Here is a 16,926-nt window from a genome sequence, read left to right as displayed (position 1 = left end):
GGCGGGACTATTCTGTGCACGTGAACGCAGCCGGAGCAGAACCGCCACGCGGCCGCGGCGGCCAGCTCGCCGCCCAGCGCCAGGCCACGATCGTTGCCGAGGTCAACAGCCGGGGCGCGATCACGGTGGCCGAACTGGTCGACCGGTTCGGGGTCTCGGACATGACGATCCGGCGCGATCTGGACGCCCTGGACTCCAGCGGCCTGCTGCACAAGGTGCACGGCGGCGCGACGTCGGTCGGCCTGCGCAGCGCGCACGAGCCGGGCTTCGACGCCAAGCTGACCCAGGAGTCCGCGGCCAAGCAGGCGATCGCGGCCGAGGCCGCCACCCGCGTGCAGCCGGACAGCGCGATCGGCATCGGCGCCGGTACGACGACGTACGCGCTGGCTCGTCAGCTGTTGCGGGTGGAAAACTTGACGGTCGTCACGAACTCGGCGCGGATCGCCGACGTGTTCCACGGCAACGGGCGCTCGGACCGCACCGTCGTACTGATCGGCGGCATCCGGACGCCGTCGGACGCGCTCGTCGGCCCGATCGCGACCGCGGCGCTGGCATCGCTGCACCTGGACCTGTTGTTCCTCGGCGCGCACGGTGTCGACGCCGAGCACGGGTTGAGCACGCCGAACCTGATGGAGGCCGAGACCAACCGGTCGTTCATCGCCGCGAGTCGTGAGGTGGTCGTGGTCGCGGACCACACCAAGTGGGGGACCGTCGGCCTGAGTACGTTCGCGACCTGGTCCGACCTGGACGTGATCGTCACCGACAACGGCCTGACGACCGCCGCCCGCAAGGCCATGCGCGACACCGGATGCGACCTCGTCATCGCTTCCTAGCTAACCCTGGAAGCACCTGCTGACGGGGTCGCGGCGAGCGAGCTCGGGGCCGAGAAACCGTGTTCCGCAAAGGCTTTCTCGATCGCGGACAGTACGGCGTCGGCAGCCGGGGCCTCCACCAGCGCGATGATGCAACCGCCGAAACCGCCGCCGGTCATCCGCGCGCCGAGCGCACCTGCCTCCAGTGCGGTGTCGACGGCGACGTCGAGCTCCGGCACGGTGATCTCGAAGTCGTCGCGCAGCGAGGCATGCGACGCGGTGAACAGCGGACCCACCTCGCGCAGCTTGCCGGCCCGCATCAACGCGACCGCGTCCTCGACCCGGCGGATCTCGGTGACCACATGCCGCACACGCCGCCGTACGACGTCGTCCGACAACCGAGTGAGCGCGTCGTCGAGGTCCTCGAACGCGATCGAACGCAGCGCCGGTACGCCGAGCTCGGCCGCCGCCTGCTCGCAGCTCTTCCGGCGCGCGGCGTACTCGCCGTCGACGTGCCGGTGCGGCGCCTTCACGTCGACGACCAGCAGTGCGAGATCGTCGGCCGGCGGGTTGAACGGGATCTGGTCGATGGACATCGCGCGGATGTCGAAGAACAGCGCGTGGCCCTCGGTGCAGCACATCGAGGCCATCTGGTCCATCAGTCCGACCGGCGCGCCGACGTACTGGTTCTCGGCCTTCTGTGCCAGCCGCGCGATCTCGGCCGGGTCGACCTCGACGTCGCGCAGACCCAGCAGCGCCACGAACGTCGCGCAGAGCAGAGCGGCCGACGACGACAGGCCGGCGCCGGACGGGAGGTTCGAGTCGACCAGCAGGTTCGCGCCGCAGATCGGGTAGCCGGACTCCCGCAGGATCCAGGCCGCACCGGCCGGGTACGCCGCCCAGTCGCCGACCGAACCCGGCGCCAGGTCGTCGATCGCGAACTCGATGACACCCCGGTGCCCGCTCGACGCGACGGCGATCCGGCCGTCGTCCCGCTTCGACGCGCTGACCAGGATGCGGTTCGGCAGCGCGATCGGGAGCACCAGGCCGTCGTTGTAGTCGGTGTGCTCTCCGATCAGATTGACCCTGCCGGGGGCGCGCCAGCTGCCGTCGGGCGACGTACCGAAAACCTTCTGGAAGCTCACTGACCGGCCTTTCGCAGGGTGTCGGCCACATCCTCGGGCCGGGTGTCGCTGATGAACGCGCCCATGCCGGACTCCGAGCCGGCCAGGTACTTGATCTTGTCCTTGGCCCGCCGGATCGACAACAGCTCCAGGTGCAGGTAGCCGAGCTCGCGATCGATCCGGACCGGGGCCTGGTGCCAGGCGGCGATGTACGGCAGCGGTTCGCCGTACAGACCGTCGAAGCGGCTGAGGACGTCGAGGTACAGCTCGGCGAAGTCGTCGCGCTCGCCGACCGACAGCTCGTCGATGCCGCCGACCTGGCGGTGCGGGTACAGGTGCACCTCGACCGGCCAGCGGGCGGCCTCCGGGACGAACGCGGTCCAGTTGCCGTTCTCCGCGACGACCCGGGTGCCCTCCTTGCGCTCCGCGGCCAGGACGTCGGCGAACAGGTTGCTACCGGCAACTTCCTGGTGCTTGCGGGCCTGCCGCAGCAGGTTCTGCATCCGCGGCGGGATGAACGGGTAGGCGTAGATCTGGCCGTGCGGGTGGCTGAGCGTCACGCCGATCTCGCGGCCGCGGTTCTCGAACGGGAACACCAGCTCGACGTCGTCGCGGGCGCCGAGCTCGGCGGTCCGGTCGGCCCAGGTGTCGACGACCAGCCGGGCCTGACCCTGGGACAGATCGGTGAACGAGCGGTTGTGGTCGCTGGTGAAACACACCACCTCGGTCCGGCCCGGGCCGGCGAAGGACGGGAACCGGTTCTCGAAGACGGCGACGTTGTAGTCGAGGTCCGGGATCTCGGTCGGGTTGCCCGGCTTGCTCGCGCACAGCGGGCACTGGTCCGCCGGCGGCAGGTACGTCCGGGTGTTGCGGTGGGTCGCGTAGGTGATCACGTCGCCGGTGAGCGGATCGGTGCGCAGCTCGACCTGCGGCTGCGGCGCGGGCAGGCCGCGGGTGTCCTCGAGCGGCGCCCGGGCCGGCGCGTCGGCCGGGTCGTAGTAGATCAGCTCGCGGCCGTCCGACAGTCTGGTGTCGGTACGGCGTACACCGCGCGGTGTGTTCATGGTGTGACCCTCCCGGCCGTACGACGCGTCCGGCCAGGAATCATCATAAACCGACAAACTCGAACATGCACTGTTGGACCGCCCACCGCTAGAGTTGGTAGATGGACGACTACGCCCAACGCCCGCCCTCTCGGTCGTCGACGAGAGGGCGCTAGGAAACCCCACCCATGAACGACACCCTGCTCAACATCGTCCTGATTCTGGTCTTCGTGCTGATCGGCGGGGTCTTCGCCGCGGCCGAGATGGCCCTCGTCTCGCTCCGGGAGAGTCAGCTCAAGGCACTCTCGCACCGCGGTCGCCGCGGCGAGATCGTCGCCAAGGTGGCCGCCAACCCGAACCGGTTCCTGTCCGCCGTGCAGATCGGCGTGACCCTGATGGGCTTCCTGTCCGCCGCCTTCGGTGGCGCGACGCTCGCCGACGGCCTCTCGCCGCACCTGCAGAAGCTCGGCCTGCCCGAGTCGGTCGCCGGGACGGTCGCGCTGGTGCTGATCACGATCCTGATCTCGTACGTCTCGATCGTGCTCGGCGAGCTGGCCGCGAAACGCCTGGCCCTGCAGCGGGCCGAGGGTTTCGCGCTCGCGCTCGGGCCGCTCGTGGACCGGATCGCGTCCGGCGCGCGGCCGGTGATCTGGCTGCTGTCGAGGTCCACCGACCTGGTGGTGCGCGCGCTCGGCGGCGACCCGAACGCGAACCGCGAGGTGATGTCCGACGAGGAGCTGCGCGACGTCATCTCCGCCCACGAGTCGCTCGGTGTGGAAGAGCGCAAGATCGTCGACGACGTCTTCGAGGCCGGTAGCCGGCAGTTGCGCGAGCTGATGCTGCCGCGTACCGAGGTGGATTTCGTCGACGCCGAGATGCCGGCGTACAAGGCGGTCAAGTTCGCCGCCGAGCGGCCGCACTCGCGGTACCCGGTGATGAACGGCTCGGCCGACGACATCGTCGGCTTCGTGCACGTCCGGGACCTGTTCGACCCGGCGGTCGCGACCCGCTCGGTGCGGGTCGGCGACCTGGCGCGCGAGGTCCTGATGCTGCCGGACACCGCGAAGCTGCTGCCGACGCTGACCGAGATGCGCCGCCGCAGCACGCACCTCGCGATCGTCCTCGACGAGTACGGCGGCACCGCCGGCATCGTCACGCTCGAGGACCTGGTCGAGGAACTGATCGGCGACATCAAGGACGAGTACGACGAGGAGCCGGCCGAGACGACCCGGCTCCGCAGCGGCGACATCGAGGTCGACGGGCTGCTGAACCTGGACGACTTCGCCGACGAGACCATGATCGAGCTCCCCGACGGGCCCTACGAGACCGTCGGCGGGTTCCTCGCCGCCCGGCTCGGGAAGGTCCCGTCGACCGGTGACGAGGTCCCGTTCGACGCCCACACCCTGACCGTCACCGAGATGGACGGCCGCCGGGTCGCCCGCGTCCGCCTGCACCGGGTCACACCGGAAGCGGGGGAGCAGTTGCTGGCTGAGGAACCAGAACCCGCCGCCGACTGAGTACGACGAGCCCGCCGACGACGTACCCGAGGCCCTGGAAGACGAGGATCGGGATGATGCCGACGGCGTCGCCGAGCAGACCGCCCGCGGCGATGCCGAGCAGGACCGCGACGCTTTCGGCGGCGCCGACCGCGCCGTAGATGCGGCCGCGGGTGCCGTCGACGGTGAGGTTCTGGAACACCGTCATCATCCCCGCGACGGTGAGCGCGCCGGGCAGACCGACGACGATCATGCAGACGAACGCCGGGATCACACTGGCCGACACCAACGGGTAGAGGAACAAGGCGATGTCGATCAGGCCGAACGCGAAGGCGCCGATTCCCCACAGGGTCGCGGCCGGCCAGCGCGAGCCGATCGCGGCGGCGACCAGGCCGCCGACGATCCCGCCGATCGCCTGCGACGACACGATCAGGCCGTACACCTTTCCGTCGCCGCCGACCTCGGCGCTGACGAAGGGCGCGAACAGCGTGCTCATAATCCCTTCACCGACGCCGGTGACGAGGCAGAACACGAAGAACAGCCGCATCGCCGGGCCCGCGACGCACAGCCGCAGTCCCTCGGTCCACTCTTCCTTCAGGCGCTTGATCGCGCCGCCTGCCGTCTCTTCCTTGGACTCGGGTCGTTCCTGACGGTGTCGCATCGCGGCGACCAGTACGACCGCGACCAGGAAGGTCACGGCATCGCCGACGGCGAGCAGGGTGAGTCCGCCGGCGGCCGCGAGCACACCGCCGAGCGCGGCGCCGACCAGCCGGGCGAGGTCGCGGATCTGACTGTTCAGCGCGTTCGCGGTCACCAGTTGCTCGGAGTTCACCAGGAGCGGGACCAGCGACTGCTCGGCCGGCGTGAAGAACTGCTGTAGACAGCTCTGCGCCAGTACGACGCCGTACACAATCCAGATCGTGCTCGCGTCGTGGACGGCGATCAGCGGGATCAGGACGACGGCGTTCAGCACGTTCGTCACGATCATCGTGGTGCGCTGGTTCCACCGGTCGACGAAGACGCCGGCCAGCGAGCCGAGCAGTACGGCGGGGAGGAACGACGCGAGCAGCAGTCCGCCGGAGGCGAGCGTCGAGCCGGTCAGTACGTACACCTGGAACGCGAGCCCGGTGCGCAGCAGCCAGTCGCCGGTGAGCGAGATCAGCCCGGCGCCGAGCATCAGCCGATAGTCACGCTGTCGCGCGAGGACGCCCCACAAGTCCTTCATTTGCTACTCCTCCGGCTCCGGCGAGATCGTGACGATCTGGGTGAACGAGACATGCCGGCTCCCCGCCGGCCGGGTGGACTTGTCGTCGATGGGCCGCTCGTCGACCCAGCGCTGCAGGAGCTCGTTGATCTGGCCGACGATCTCCGCCAGCTCCTCGCCGGTCAGGTAGAGGCCGGTCTGCCCGATGCCGGAGTTGTCCCGCCAGGCCGGGTCCGCCTGCGGGCGCTGCTGCTGCCATTTGGCCAGCGCGTCCAGCGCCCGCTCGGCCATCAGCTGCTCGAGTACGTCGGCAGCGGCCGCGCCTTCGGGCGTCTTGATCGCGTCCTGCCAGGACTGCGACGTGGACACCAGGCGCCACGGCCGCTCCCGGTTGTCCTTGCCCGGCGCCGGCTCGACGAAGTCGTACTTCGCCAACTGCCGCAGGTGGTGCGACGCCAGCGCCTGGCTGATCCCGAGCCGCCGCGCCGCATCGGCCGCGGTCAGCGGCCCCTCCCGGCCCAGCAGCGACTGCAGGTCCAGCCGCACCGGGTGTGCCATCGCCCGAATGGCCAGCGGATCGTCCAGCAACCGCGACCGCCGCGGATCCTTTTCCAAAGACATGCTTGGAATATGCAGCAGCCCAAATCCGATGTCAAGCCATTGCTTGGAATATGCGACGCCGTACCGAAGAACGGGCGGAGGTCGGTCGGCGATGTGCGTTGGGACAGGAGGTGTCAGGCGGCTGGGTAGTGCACCTGAGCGTGGCGGCGTTGGGTGCGTACAGCGTCTCGGGGTGCTCTACCTGTCGTTAGCGCACATCCCGGGCTACCACTACCCGTTCTTCGGTGCGGTCAGCTGGTGCGGCCCGGCGGCGTAAAACGGCGAAATGTCGAGTGGTGGCGGTTGTGTCCGACCTCTGCTGCGAAGATCCAGTACCTGCCCGAAAGGACACCGGACATGAAGTACCTGCTGATGATTCACAGCAACCCGATCACCTGGGGTCACCCGTCGTTCCTGCACACCGAGGAGGGCAAGGCCCTGCCGAAGAAGGCGCGGGAGGCGCTCGCCGCGCAGCTCGACAACCTGCTGAACGAACTCGACGCCAGCGGTGAGCTGATCAACGCCGTCCCGCTCGATCCGCCGTCGAAGACCCGGGTGGTCCGGGTCCGCGAAGGCGTCCGGGCGACGACCGACGGCCCGTACTCCGAGGCGAAGGAACAACTCGCCGGCGTCTTCCTCATCGACGTCGCCAGCCAGGAACGCGCCGAAGAGGTCGCCGCCACCATCCCGGAGGCCGGCTTCTACGCCGTCGAAGTCCGCCCGGTCTCAGTGTTCGACTAGTCGTTGGTGGTTCTCGGTAGTTGCGAGAGCGGGGTCGAGGGCGCCCAGGGCCAGCCAGGTGGCGCCTCCGACCCCGTCCCGGGCGGTCAGTACGTCGCCCGCAAAGTGCTGCCGAATGAGTTGTCCGACAGGTGAGGATTCACCCGCGACACTGCCCGCGAGCACCATCGGGCCCTTGTCCGACGTTGTCTTCAGTCGCGCGGCGGTTTCTGTGAGCAACTCGGCTGCGCGTTTCACCAGCGACCGCGCGGTCTCGTCGTCCTGCGCGTACGCCGCCATCACCGCCGGCGCCAGTTCCGCGAGCAGCACGGGTGGACGGCTGTTCACCGTCCTCACCAGGTCATCACGCAGCGCGTCGTACCCTTCACGCCGCGCAGTGGCGTGCTCTTCCCGATCGGGCAGGATTGCTTGTACGACGGCCTGCCCGAGCAGCCCGAGCGGCTCGCGGAGATCCAGCGCCTGCAGCACGCTGCGCACTGCTTCCCGGCCGAGCCAGAAACCGGAGCCGTCGTCGCCCAGTAGCCAGCCGTGCCCGCCCGCGGTGCGCAGCAGTTGGTGGTTGCGCACCAGGCCGGCGTTGCTTCCGGTGCCGGCGATCAGCACGGTCCCGTCCGGTTCCGGCGTACCTGAGGCGAAGGCGACCTCGAGATCGCCGATGTAGTCGGGGGCAACGATCAGGCCGGCGCCGGTCCAGGCGGCTTCGAACTGAGCGGCCACGTCCGGGCGTGCGAGTGCCACGCCGCCGGCCATACCTACGACCCCGGCCTTGACGGCCGTCGGGTCCAGGCCGGACAGTGCGGCGTGAAGGGCCTGCCCGAAGTTGGCCGCCGCACTTGCCGGATGACTGGTCGGATTCCCTCCCGCTGCGGCGCCGCGACCGACTACGTTGCCCTCAGAGTCCGCGATCACGATCCGGGTGGAAGTTCCGCCGAGGTCGCCGCCGAGGACCAGTGGTCCGGCAGGTATCAGGACCACCTGGTCGACAGGTGCGGCGTCAGCGTCCGGAAGCGAGCGTTCGACCGACATACGCGATGCTCCAAACTGCTCGAAAGAGCCTATTAATAAGCACAAGTACACAAGGTTACGCAACGGTCCCGATCTGGGGAGATCACACGGATGAGCCTTGACTTTAGCTACGAGTTGAGAAAAGTTCTGTCCAGCAAACAGCAAACTTGCGCATTTGTCGGCACTTGGAGTGTCGCTGGCGAGCAGATTAGTCGAGGGGTGGGCCGTTGATGGCCAGCAGTAACACGGGGGAATCCACTGGCGTGAGCGCGCAGGCGTATGTTCAAACGCTGATGCCGATCCTGGCCGCCGTGACCACCCAGATCGACGGCCCGATCCAGCAGGCCGCCGATCTGATGGCCACCTCGCTGCGTGCGAACGGCGTCATCCAGGCCTTCGGCTCCGGGCACTCCGAGGCCCTCGCGATGGAGATCGCCGGCCGGGCCGGTGGGCTGATCGCCTCCAACCGGATCGCGCTGCGCGACCTGGTGCTGCTCGGTGGCGAGCCGCCCGAGCTGCTGCGCAGCGCGGAGCTCGAGCGCGACCCGGCGTACTCCCGGAAGCTCTACGAGCTGTCCGCAGCCCGCGAGGGCGACCTGTTCATCATCGCCTCCAACTCAGGTGTGAACGGCTCGATCGTCGAGCTGGCGAGTGTGGTCAAGGAGAACGGTCACCCGCTGATCGCGATCACCTCGCTGCAGCACACCGGCGGCATGGACTCGCGGCACCCGTCCGGCAAGAAGCTGATCGACTTCGCGGACGTGGTGCTCGACAACCAGGCGCCGTACGGCGACTCCGTGCTCGACCTGCCCGACGGTGGCAAGGTCTGCGCCGTGTCCTCCATCACCGCGGCCCTGATTGCGCAGATGCTGGTGGCTGAGGTGCTGCGCCGGCTGACGGAGGCCGGCGAGACACCGCCGGTCTACCTGTCCGCGAACATTCCCGGCGGCGACGAACACAACCACGCCCTTGAAGCACGGTACGCCGGTCGTATCCGGCGTACTGCGTGAAACACTCCTTGGAAGGCGGGACCAATGACCACTCCCAACAACCTGTCGCGGCGCCTGTTCCTGCAGCGCGCAGCGGTCGGCACCTTGCTGGCGACCGGCGGCAGCACGCTGCTGGCCGCCTGTGCCGGCAGCGGCAGCGATGACAGCGGCTCCGGCAGTGGCGGTGCCGACAAGACCGCGGACAACCCGTTCGGCATGGCGGACAAGGCGACCGTCGACGCGGTGATCTTCAACGGTGGATACGGCTACGACTACGTGACGTTCGCGGCCAGCATCGCGCAGAAGAAGTTCGCGGGCTCGACGTTCAAGGTCGCCCCGTCGACCCAGATCGCCCAGCAGTTGCAGCCGCGCTTCGTCGGCGGCAACCCGCCGGACCTGATCGACAACTCCGGCGCGAACCAGATCGGCTTCAACACGATCCTGGACTCGCTGGCGACGCTGGACGACGTCTTCGAGGCCAACAACTACGAGGGCACGAAGATCGCCGACACCCTGTACCCGGGCGCCAAGCTCCCCGGTACCTACGACGGCAAGTTCGTCGCGATGAACTACGTGCTCACGCTCTACGGCCTGTGGTACTCCGACAGCCTGTTCAAGGAGAACGGCTGGGAGCCGCCGAAGACCTACGACGCGCTGCTCGACCTCGGCGCCAAGGCCAAGGCGAAGGGCAAGTACCTGTTCGTCTGGGGCAAGGAAGCCGCGACCTACTACCACACCCTGGCCGTCGACTCCGCGATCAAGGAGGGTGGCGACGAGGTCCGCCTGGCGCTGGAGAACCTCGAGGCGAACTGCTGGTCGAAGCCGCAGCTCCAGAGCGTGTTCAAGGCCATGGAGACCATGGTCAAGAACGGCTACTTCGTCCCCGGTGGCGCCGGTACCCAGTTCACCGCCGCGCAGGCGAAGTGGAGCAACGACCAGCAGGCCATCCTCTACCCCTCGGGCTCGTGGATCGAGAACGAGATGAAGAAGGCCACCAAGAGCGGGTTCCAGATGAAGGGCGTCCCCGAGCCCACGCTCACCGACAGCCCGAAGCTGCCGTACGAGGCGCTGCGCAGCGCGGCCGGCGAGCCGTTCATCGTCCCGTCGAAGGGCAAGAACGTTGCCGGCGGCAAGGAGCTCCTGCGGGCCATGCTGTCCAAGGAGGCGGCGACCAACTTCGCCAAGACGCGGCTGGCGCCGACGATCGTCAAGGGACTCGTTCCCGCTGACGGGTTCGGTTCGACCGCGCTGCAGTCGCAGACCGCGATGCTGGACGCGGCCGGCACCAACATCTTCGACTACCAGTTCGTCGGCCTGTACGGCATGAACACCGACAACCTCGTGGTCTGGAACTCGTTCCTGTCCGGCCAGCTCGACGCGGCGGGTCTGACGAAGGGTCTGCAGCAGATCACGGACAAGGTGCGCAACGACAGCTCCGTCAAGAAGATCCCGGTCACCAAGTGACCATGACGCAAGAGGCAGAGCCGGGAGGCGGACCCAAGCGGTCCGTCACCCGGCGGCGCCGGCCGCTGACCTTCGACCGGGCCAGCTTCATGGTCGTGTTCCTCGGCCTGCCGCTGGCGGTCTTCGTGATCTTCGTGGTCTCGCCGTTCGTGCAGGCCCTGTGGTACTCGCTGACCGACTGGTCCGGGTTCACCTCGGGAATGAACTTCGTCGGCTTCGACAACTACGTCAAGCTGTTCCACGACGACATCTTCCTGAAGGCCGTACGCAACAACATCCTGCTCGCGATCGTCGTGCCGATCGTGACGATCGTGCTGGCGCTGACCCTTGCCACGCTGGTGACGATCGGCGGCTCGGGCACCGGCACCGTCCGCGGACTGAAGTACGCCGGCTTCTACCGGATCGTCTCGTTCTTCCCGTACGTGATCCCCGCGATCGTGATCGGCCTGATCTGGGCCCAGGTGTTCACGCCGGGCTCGGGTGTGCTGGACGCGGTGCTGTCGAAGATCGGGCTGCACCAGTTCGAGAACTACGCGTGGCTCGGTGACGCGCGGACCGCGATGCCGGCGTCGATGTTCGTGATGATCTGGGGCTTCGTCGGCTTCTACATGGTGCTGTTCATCGCCGCCATCCGGGGCATCGAGCCCGAGGTGTTCGAGGCGGCCCGGATCGACGGCGCCGGCCGGTTCCGGAGCGCGGTGTCCATCACGGTGCCGCTGATCCGGGACAACGTGCAGACGGCGTACATCTATCTCGGCATCGCGGCCCTCGACGCCTTCGTCTACATGCAGGCGCTGAACCCCGGCGGCGGGCCGCAGAACTCGACCCTGGTCATGCCCCAGCAGCTGTTCACCACGGCCTTCACCAAGGGCCAGTTCGGTTACTCGACGGCGATGGGCGTGGTCCTGGCCGCGGTGACGATGCTGTTCGCGCTCGTGGTCTTCACGGTGAACGCCCTGACCGGCGGACGTGAGCGGAAAGTGAAGGAACGCCGATGACGACAACCACCGCCGACCGGGCCGAGCCCGTGGCCGCGTCCCGCGCGCCCCGCCAGCGGGCCCCGGAGGGCAGGGGCGTGGCCACGACCGCCCACGTCGCGCTGATCCTGTGGTCGCTGCTGGTGATCCTGCCGCTGGTGTGGACGCTGCTGTCGTCGTTCAAGTCGACCCAGGAGGTCCTGGGCAACCCACTCTCGCTGCCCGGCAAGCTGCGGTTCGAGAACTACGCCAACGCCTGGACGACGGCCGGCATCGGCCGCTACTTCGTGAACACGGTGGTCGTCGTCGGCTGCGCGCTGGTGCTGGTGATGATCCTCGGCGCGATGTGCGCGTACGTGCTGGCGAGGTTCACGTTCCCGGGCAACCGGCTGATCTACTACTCCATGCTGGCCGGGCTGACGTTCCCGGTGTTCCTGGCGATCGTGCCGCTGTTCTTCGTGCTGAAGAACCTCTCGTTGCTCAACACCCTGCCTGGGTTGATCATCACCTACGTCGCGTTCGCGCTGCCGTTCACCGTCTTCTTCCTGCACAGCTTCTTCAAGGCGCTGCCGGGCGAGATCTACGAGGCGGCGCAGATCGACGGGGCCGGGGAGTGGCGCACGTTCTTCGCGGTGATGTTGCCGATGGCGCGGCCGGGGATGGCGTCGGTCGCCATCTTCAACTTCCTGGGGTTGTGGAACCAGTTCCTGCTTCCCGTTGCCCTGAACACCGACTCGAAGAACTACGTGCTCTCGCAGGGCATGGCCTCGTTCGCATCGCAAGCCGGTTATGCGGTGGACTTCGGCGCCCTGTTCGCGGCCGTGGTGATCACTGTGGCACCGGTTCTGGTCGTCTACATCATCTTCCAGCGTCAGCTGCAGGTCTCCGTGACCGCCGGAGGCGTGAAGTAATAGCCTGCGGTGATGCTGAGACGGCGGACTTTGTTGCAGGGCGCGTTGGCCGGTGCGGTCCTGAGTGGCTGCACCGGCGACCCGGTCGCCCCGCCGGTGTCGAAGGAGAACCCGTTCACCGTGGACGGGACCGCTCCGGTCGACCTGGTCATCAGTGACGAGTACGGCGGATTCGCGGCGGCGGCGTACCGGAAGAAGTATGCGGCCGCCGTCGTCACGCCGAAGGTGACACCGCAACTGTCCGACCAGTTGCTGCCCCGGTTCGCCGCGGGCAACCCGCCCGACCTGGTGCTCAGCACCGGCGACGACGCGCTGAAGCTCGGCCGGCTGGTCAAGGAAGATCAGCTGACCGACCTGCAGCAGTTGCTGGACGCACCGTCCTGGGACAACCAGTCCGCGACGGTCAAGGACCAGCTCCTGCCCGACATGCTGAACTTCGGCCGGTACGACGGGGCGCAGCGCACCGTCAACTACATCGCGAGCGTCTACGGGATCTGGTACTCGGCCAGCCTGTTCCAGCGCAACGGCTGGGAGGTGCCGCGCACCTGGACCGATCTGCTTGCCCTCGGCACCGATATGAAGGCGGCCGGTCTCGGCCCGTTCATGTACGCCGGCACGCATCCGTACTACCTGCTGGAACTGGTGCTGACGCTCGCCGCCAAGACCGGCGGCCCGGACGTGGTGAAGCGGATCGACAACCTCGACGACGGCGCCTGGAAGGACGAGAGCGTCACCAAGGCGATCAACGCGGTCGGTGAGCTGACCAAGCGCGGGCTGCTCGCCGCGGGGACCGCGGACTACGACCACATCGGGTCGCAGAAACGCCTCCTCGCCGCCAAGGTCGGGATGCTGCCGTGCGGCAACTGGCTCGAGAACGAGATGAAGGGCCTGGTCCCGCAGGACTTCGCGCTGACGATGTTCGCCGTACCGCCGCTGGACACGTCGCCCGCGCTCGCCAGTGGGCTCCATGTCGCGGCGACCGCGCCGGTCCTCGTGCCGGACAAGGCGAAGAACAAGGCCGGCGGGCTCGAGTACCTGCGGGCGATGCTGTCGGCGGACGTCGCGGCGCAGGTCACGTCGGAGTCGAGTCAGCTCACCATCGTCCGCGGGGCGGCCGATGGGCTGGAGATGAGTACTGCGCTCAGCTCGGCCCGCGACCTGCTCGCCTCGGCCGGCGATCAGCTCATCACGTGGTACTTCGACGACTGGTACCCCGAGTTCGCGATCGCGGCCGCAGCGGCCACCGGGCAGTTCATGGCCGGTGGTTTGCAGCAGTCCGAGTGGACCGCGCGGATCCAGGCCGCGGCCGACAAGCTCAAACAGGACAACGCGGTCACGAAGTACCACCGGGACTGAGGACTGGGTTAGGTTAGGGCAACCTAACCTAGTCCCTGTGAGGTCTCCATGCGCCGCCTGCTGGTGTTCCTGGCCGTACTCCTGCTCGCCCTGACCGGGTGCGGAGGCGGGAACGACGAAGCCCCCCAGGCAGCGAGTGAGCAGGGCGGCGCCTTCCCGGTGACGATCAAGAACAAGTACGGCGACACTGTCGTCAAGCAGGCCCCTCAGCGGGTCGTGACGGTCGGTCTGGTCGAGCAGGACGCGCTGCTCGCGCTCGGCGTCGTACCGGTGGCGACGACCGAGTGGTTCGGGGAGAAGCCGGGCGCGTTGTTCCCGTGGGCGAAGGCGAAACTCGGCGACGGCGCCGTACCGCAGGTGCTGAGCGACAAGGACGGCCTGCAGTTCGAGAAGATCGCGGCGCTGCAGCCGGATCTGATCATCGGGCTGTACGCCGGGATCACTGCGGACGACTACCAGAAGCTGACCGCGATCGCGCCGACGGTCGCGCAGCCGGCCGGCGTACCGGACTACGGCGTGTCCTGGCAAGTCGTGGCGCGGACCGTCGGGCAGGCGGTGGGGAAGCCGGCACAGGCCGACGAGCTCGTGAAGGGGATCGAGACGCGGTTCTCCGAGGTGCGCGCACAGCATCCCGGGTTCAAGGACAAGACGGCGTTGATGGCCTCGCCGTACGAGGGCTACTTCATCTACGGCACGCAGGATCCGCGGTCGCGGCTGCTGACCGACTTCGGGTTCGTGCTGCCGTCCGGGCTGGACAAGGCGATCGGCGACAAGTTCGGCGCGAACATCAGCGCGGAGCGGATCTCGCTGCTCGATCAGCAGGCGCTGGTCTGGTTCCCGACCAAGGGCGGTACGGCGAAGCTGAAGGCGGACCCGCTCTACAAGAACCTCAAGGTGCGGACCGAGGGGCGGGACGTGTTCGTCGAGGAGAACTACGACGACCAGCTGTACGGCGCGACCAGCTTCGTGTCCGTGCTCAGCCTGCCGATCGTGCTCGACGAGCTGGTCCCGAAGCTGGCGGCCGCGGTCGACGGGAATCCGGCGACGAACGGGTAAAACACCATCGCCTGAGGCGGCTGGTTCGCCGTACGCTCTGAGTGGGGAGTGAGAGCGATGGCATGGCTGGCAGCGTTGGTCCTGTTCTTGATGCTGTGCGTCCTGCTGAGCCTGCTGCTGCCGAACCCGCCGCCGTCACGGTGGCGGCGTGGCCTCCAGAGCCGTACGGCGCGGATGGCGGACCGGCTGCACCGGCATCCGGTCCCGGACCCGGACCCGTTCGACACGCTCTGGCTGCAGACCCGCCTGGGGCATCTGGCCGGCAAGATCCGGCGGATCGAGTCCACGCCCCACGTCTACGCTCGCGCGCATCGCCTGATGGCCCTCGAGGCGGCGTACGACGACCTCCTCGACGAGGCCTGCCGGCTGGCCGGCTGCCCGGGGGAGGCCGAGCAGAAACGCTCGGAGGAGAAACGCTGGCAGGAGGAGCAGGAACTGGCCGCCCGAGGCTGGTCCTGGTGACACATAGTCTTTGAGATATGACTGATAACCCGCCCGGGTGTGGGTTGGACTGACGCCGCTGGCAGAATCGGGTCCATGTCCCAAGCTGCGTCTGACCCCTCCGCAGCCGGTTCCCAGCGACGCCCCCGCGTGCTCTCCGGGATCCAGCCGACGGCGGACTCCTTCCACTTCGGCAACTACCTCGGCGCGTTGCGGCAGTGGGTGGCTCTGCAGGACGACCACGACGCGTTCTACTGCGTCGTCGACCTGCACGCGATCACCGTGGAGTACGAGCCGAAGGCCCTCCGCGAGCGCACCCGCCGATCCGCGGCGCAGCTGCTCGCGGCCGGGATCGACCCGGAGCGGTCCACCCTGTTCGTCCAGTCGCACGTGCCCGAGCACGCGCAGCTGGGGTGGGTGATGGGCTGCATCACCGGGTTCGGCGAGGCCAGCCGGATGACGCAGTTCAAGGACAAGACGGCCAAGGGCGGCGCCGACCGCGCCACCGTCGGCCTGTTCACGTACCCGATCCTGCAGGCCGCGGACATTCTGGTCTACCAGGCGGACCGCGTTCCGGTCGGTGAGGACCAGCGCCAGCACGTGGAGCTGACCCGCGACCTGGCCCAGCGGTTCAACCACCGGTTCGGCAAGACCTTCCGGGTCCCCGAGCCGTACATCGTCAAGGAGACCGCGAAGATCTTCGACCTGCAGGACCCGACCGCGAAGATGAGCAAGTCCGGCTCGTCGCCGGCCGGGATCATCGACCTGCTGGACGACCCGAAGGCGAGCGCGAAGAAGATCCGGTCCGCGGTCACCGACTCCGGCCGCGACGTGATCTTCGACCAGGAGAACAAGCCCGGCGTCGCCAACCTGCTGACCATCTACTCGGCGCTCACGGGCCGCAAGATCAGCGAGCTCGAGGACGAGTACGCCGGTCGCGGGTACGGCGACTTCAAGAAGGACCTCGCCGACGTCGTGGTCGAGTTCGTCACCCCGTTCCGGGAGAAGACGCTCGGCTACCTCGACGACAAGGCGCAGCTGGACGCGATCCTCGCGGCCGGCGCCGAGCGGGCCCGCGCGGTCACCGAGCCGACGCTGGCCCGGGTGTACGACCGGCTCGGGTTCGTCCCCGGCCCGGCGCTGGGTTCGGGCCGGTAGGGCCGCCGATGACCACGATCGGTGTCGCGATCCCGATCGCGGAGCCGTACGGCACGGAGTTGCAGAAGTACCGTGCCGACTTCGGTGATCCGATGGCCGCGTCGATCCCGACCCATGTCACGTTGCTGCCCCCGACCGAGATCGAGGCCGACGACCTGGCGAAGATCGACGAGCACCTGCTCGCGGTCGCGGCCCGGTTCCCGCGGTTCCGGATAAGGCTGCGCGGTACGGCGACCTTCCGGCCGATCTCGCCGGTGGTGTTCGTGCCGCTGGCCGAGGGCATCTCGTCGTGCGAGGTGCTGCAGTCGCAGGTCCGCTCCGGCCCGCTGAAGGTCGACCTGAAGTTCCCGTACCACCCGCACGTCACGGTCGCGCACGACCTGGACAAGGACGCGCTCGACCGCGCGTACGACGCCCTGTCGGAGTACGACTGCGCGTTCGACGTGGAGCACTTCAGCCGCTACGAACACGGCGCCGACGGCGTGTGGCGCCCCCAGCGCTCCTTCCCGCTGGCAGGCTGAGCCTCGGTCCTCGGGGTACAGGAGATAA

At 68.2% G+C, this 16,926-nt stretch carries 17 protein-coding genes; 12 read left to right on the top strand and 5 right to left on the bottom strand.

The genetic code is table 11. The features are described from left to right. Nucleotides 1-20 precede the first annotated feature (20 nt). The gene (locus E0H45_RS32380; RefSeq protein WP_131344503.1) at nt 21-833 is read left to right on the top strand and encodes a DeoR/GlpR family DNA-binding transcription regulator; all 813 of its coding nucleotides are present in this window, start codon (nt 21-23) and stop codon (nt 831-833) included. Here E0H45_RS32380 and galK read toward each other — a convergent pair. Both galK and galT read right to left on the bottom strand, forming a co-directional pair. Next, nucleotides 830-1,957, bottom strand: coding sequence for a galactokinase (galK, locus tag E0H45_RS32375; RefSeq protein WP_131344501.1), 1,128 nt, complete (start codon nt 1,955-1,957; stop codon nt 830-832). The two genes, E0H45_RS32380 and galK, sit on opposite strands and share 4 nt — an antisense overlap. Then, nucleotides 1,954-3,000 (bottom strand): galactose-1-phosphate uridylyltransferase, encoded by a 1,047-nt coding sequence (galT, locus tag E0H45_RS32370; RefSeq protein WP_131344499.1) that lies wholly within the window; start codon nt 2,998-3,000, stop codon nt 1,954-1,956. Before galT ends, galK begins: the two co-directional genes overlap by 4 nt. 167 nt (nt 3,001-3,167) lie before the next feature. Between galT and E0H45_RS32365 the strand changes: the two genes are divergently transcribed. Further along, the gene (locus E0H45_RS32365; protein ID WP_131344497.1) at nt 3,168-4,496 is read left to right on the top strand and encodes a hemolysin family protein; all 1,329 of its coding nucleotides are present in this window, start codon (nt 3,168-3,170) and stop codon (nt 4,494-4,496) included. Here the strand turns inward: E0H45_RS32365 and E0H45_RS32360 are convergent. Next, the gene (locus tag E0H45_RS32360; RefSeq protein WP_131344495.1) at nt 4,438-5,700 is read right to left on the bottom strand and encodes an MFS transporter; all 1,263 of its coding nucleotides are present in this window, start codon (nt 5,698-5,700) and stop codon (nt 4,438-4,440) included. The genes E0H45_RS32365 and E0H45_RS32360 overlap by 59 nt on opposite strands. A 3-nt stretch (nt 5,701-5,703) precedes the next feature. Beyond that, a complete protein-coding gene (locus E0H45_RS32355) occupies nt 5,704-6,300 on the bottom strand; it encodes an ArsR/SmtB family transcription factor (RefSeq protein ID WP_131344493.1) in 597 nt (198 codons plus the stop codon). 336 nt (nt 6,301-6,636) lie between these two features. Here E0H45_RS32355 and E0H45_RS32350 point away from each other — a divergent pair, with 336 nt between their 5' ends. Then, entirely contained in the window at nt 6,637-7,020 is a 384-nt protein-coding gene (locus E0H45_RS32350) for a YciI family protein (RefSeq protein WP_131344491.1), read from the top strand. Here E0H45_RS32350 and E0H45_RS32345 read toward each other — a convergent pair. After that, nucleotides 7,006-8,046: an N-acetylglucosamine kinase gene (locus E0H45_RS32345; protein ID WP_131344489.1), complete on the bottom strand. Its 1,041-nt coding sequence runs from the start codon at nt 8,044-8,046 to the stop codon at nt 7,006-7,008. The genes E0H45_RS32350 and E0H45_RS32345 overlap by 15 nt on opposite strands. 242 nt (nt 8,047-8,288) lie before the next feature. Here E0H45_RS32345 and E0H45_RS32340 point away from each other — a divergent pair, with 242 nt between their 5' ends. From E0H45_RS32340 to E0H45_RS32300, 9 genes are all read left to right on the top strand, one after another. After that, entirely contained in the window at nt 8,289-9,035 is a 747-nt protein-coding gene (locus E0H45_RS32340; RefSeq protein WP_238155456.1) for a sugar isomerase domain-containing protein, read from the top strand. A 24-nt stretch (nt 9,036-9,059) separates the two neighbouring features. After that, nucleotides 9,060-10,478, top strand: coding sequence for an N-acetylglucosamine/diacetylchitobiose ABC transporter substrate-binding protein (gene ngcE, locus E0H45_RS32335; protein ID WP_131344485.1), 1,419 nt, complete (start codon nt 9,060-9,062; stop codon nt 10,476-10,478). A 2-nt stretch (nt 10,479-10,480) separates the two neighbouring features. Then, nucleotides 10,481-11,476, top strand: a complete 996-nt coding sequence (locus tag E0H45_RS32330; RefSeq protein ID WP_131344483.1) for a carbohydrate ABC transporter permease — start codon at nt 10,481-10,483, stop codon at nt 11,474-11,476. Continuing rightward, nucleotides 11,473-12,366 (top strand): carbohydrate ABC transporter permease, encoded by an 894-nt coding sequence (locus tag E0H45_RS32325; RefSeq protein ID WP_131344481.1) that lies wholly within the window; start codon nt 11,473-11,475, stop codon nt 12,364-12,366. Before E0H45_RS32330 ends, E0H45_RS32325 begins: the two co-directional genes overlap by 4 nt. Before the next feature lie 12 nt (nt 12,367-12,378). Beyond that, nucleotides 12,379-13,722, top strand: a complete 1,344-nt coding sequence (gene ngcE / locus E0H45_RS32320) for an N-acetylglucosamine/diacetylchitobiose ABC transporter substrate-binding protein (protein ID WP_131344479.1) — start codon at nt 12,379-12,381, stop codon at nt 13,720-13,722. Nucleotides 13,723-13,770: 48 nt separating this feature from the next. Further along, nucleotides 13,771-14,778 (top strand): iron-siderophore ABC transporter substrate-binding protein, encoded by a 1,008-nt coding sequence (locus tag E0H45_RS32315; RefSeq protein ID WP_131344477.1) that lies wholly within the window; start codon nt 13,771-13,773, stop codon nt 14,776-14,778. 57 nt (nt 14,779-14,835) lie between these two features. Further along, nucleotides 14,836-15,240 carry a hypothetical protein gene (locus tag E0H45_RS32310; protein WP_202872636.1) on the top strand — a complete coding sequence of 135 codons (405 nt, stop codon included), beginning with the start codon at nt 14,836-14,838 and terminating at the stop codon, nt 15,238-15,240. 75 nt (nt 15,241-15,315) lie between these two features. After that, on the top strand, nt 15,316-16,377 hold the full coding sequence (trpS, locus tag E0H45_RS32305; protein WP_131344475.1) for a tryptophan--tRNA ligase: 1,062 nt from the start codon (nt 15,316-15,318) through the stop codon (nt 16,375-16,377). An 8-nt stretch (nt 16,378-16,385) separates the two neighbouring features. Beyond that, nucleotides 16,386-16,898 carry a 2'-5' RNA ligase family protein gene (locus E0H45_RS32300; protein WP_131344473.1) on the top strand — a complete coding sequence of 171 codons (513 nt, stop codon included), beginning with the start codon at nt 16,386-16,388 and terminating at the stop codon, nt 16,896-16,898. The last annotated feature ends 28 nt before the right edge of the window (nt 16,899-16,926 follow it).

The sequence above is a fragment of the Kribbella soli genome, from assembly GCF_004331345.1.
GTDB classification, from domain to species: Bacteria; Actinomycetota; Actinomycetes; order Propionibacteriales; family Kribbellaceae; genus Kribbella; species Kribbella soli.
This window is presented reverse-complemented; position numbering and strand designations above follow the sequence as displayed.

Coding starts and splice junctions, on each gene's coding strand:
- E0H45_RS32360 (WP_131344495.1), bottom strand. CDS start 5,700: ATGAAGGACTTGTGGGGCGTCCTCGCGCGACAGCGTGACTATCGGCTG.
- ngcE (WP_131344485.1), top strand. CDS start 9,060: ATGACCACTCCCAACAACCTGTCGCGGCGCCTGTTCCTGCAGCGCGCA.
- E0H45_RS32355 (WP_131344493.1), bottom strand. CDS start 6,300: ATGTCTTTGGAAAAGGATCCGCGGCGGTCGCGGTTGCTGGACGATCCG.
- E0H45_RS32365 (WP_131344497.1), top strand. CDS start 3,168: ATGAACGACACCCTGCTCAACATCGTCCTGATTCTGGTCTTCGTGCTG.
- E0H45_RS32325 (WP_131344481.1), top strand. CDS start 11,473: ATGACGACAACCACCGCCGACCGGGCCGAGCCCGTGGCCGCGTCCCGC.
- E0H45_RS32345 (WP_131344489.1), bottom strand. CDS start 8,046: ATGTCGGTCGAACGCTCGCTTCCGGACGCTGACGCCGCACCTGTCGAC.
- trpS (WP_131344475.1), top strand. CDS start 15,316: ATGTCCCAAGCTGCGTCTGACCCCTCCGCAGCCGGTTCCCAGCGACGC.
- E0H45_RS32350 (WP_131344491.1), top strand. CDS start 6,637: ATGAAGTACCTGCTGATGATTCACAGCAACCCGATCACCTGGGGTCAC.
- E0H45_RS32315 (WP_131344477.1), top strand. CDS start 13,771: ATGCGCCGCCTGCTGGTGTTCCTGGCCGTACTCCTGCTCGCCCTGACC.
- ngcE (WP_131344479.1), top strand. CDS start 12,379: ATGCTGAGACGGCGGACTTTGTTGCAGGGCGCGTTGGCCGGTGCGGTC.
- E0H45_RS32330 (WP_131344483.1), top strand. CDS start 10,481: ATGACGCAAGAGGCAGAGCCGGGAGGCGGACCCAAGCGGTCCGTCACC.
- galT (WP_131344499.1), bottom strand. CDS start 3,000: ATGAACACACCGCGCGGTGTACGCCGTACCGACACCAGACTGTCGGAC.
- E0H45_RS32310 (WP_202872636.1), top strand. CDS start 14,836: ATGGCATGGCTGGCAGCGTTGGTCCTGTTCTTGATGCTGTGCGTCCTG.
- E0H45_RS32300 (WP_131344473.1), top strand. CDS start 16,386: ATGACCACGATCGGTGTCGCGATCCCGATCGCGGAGCCGTACGGCACG.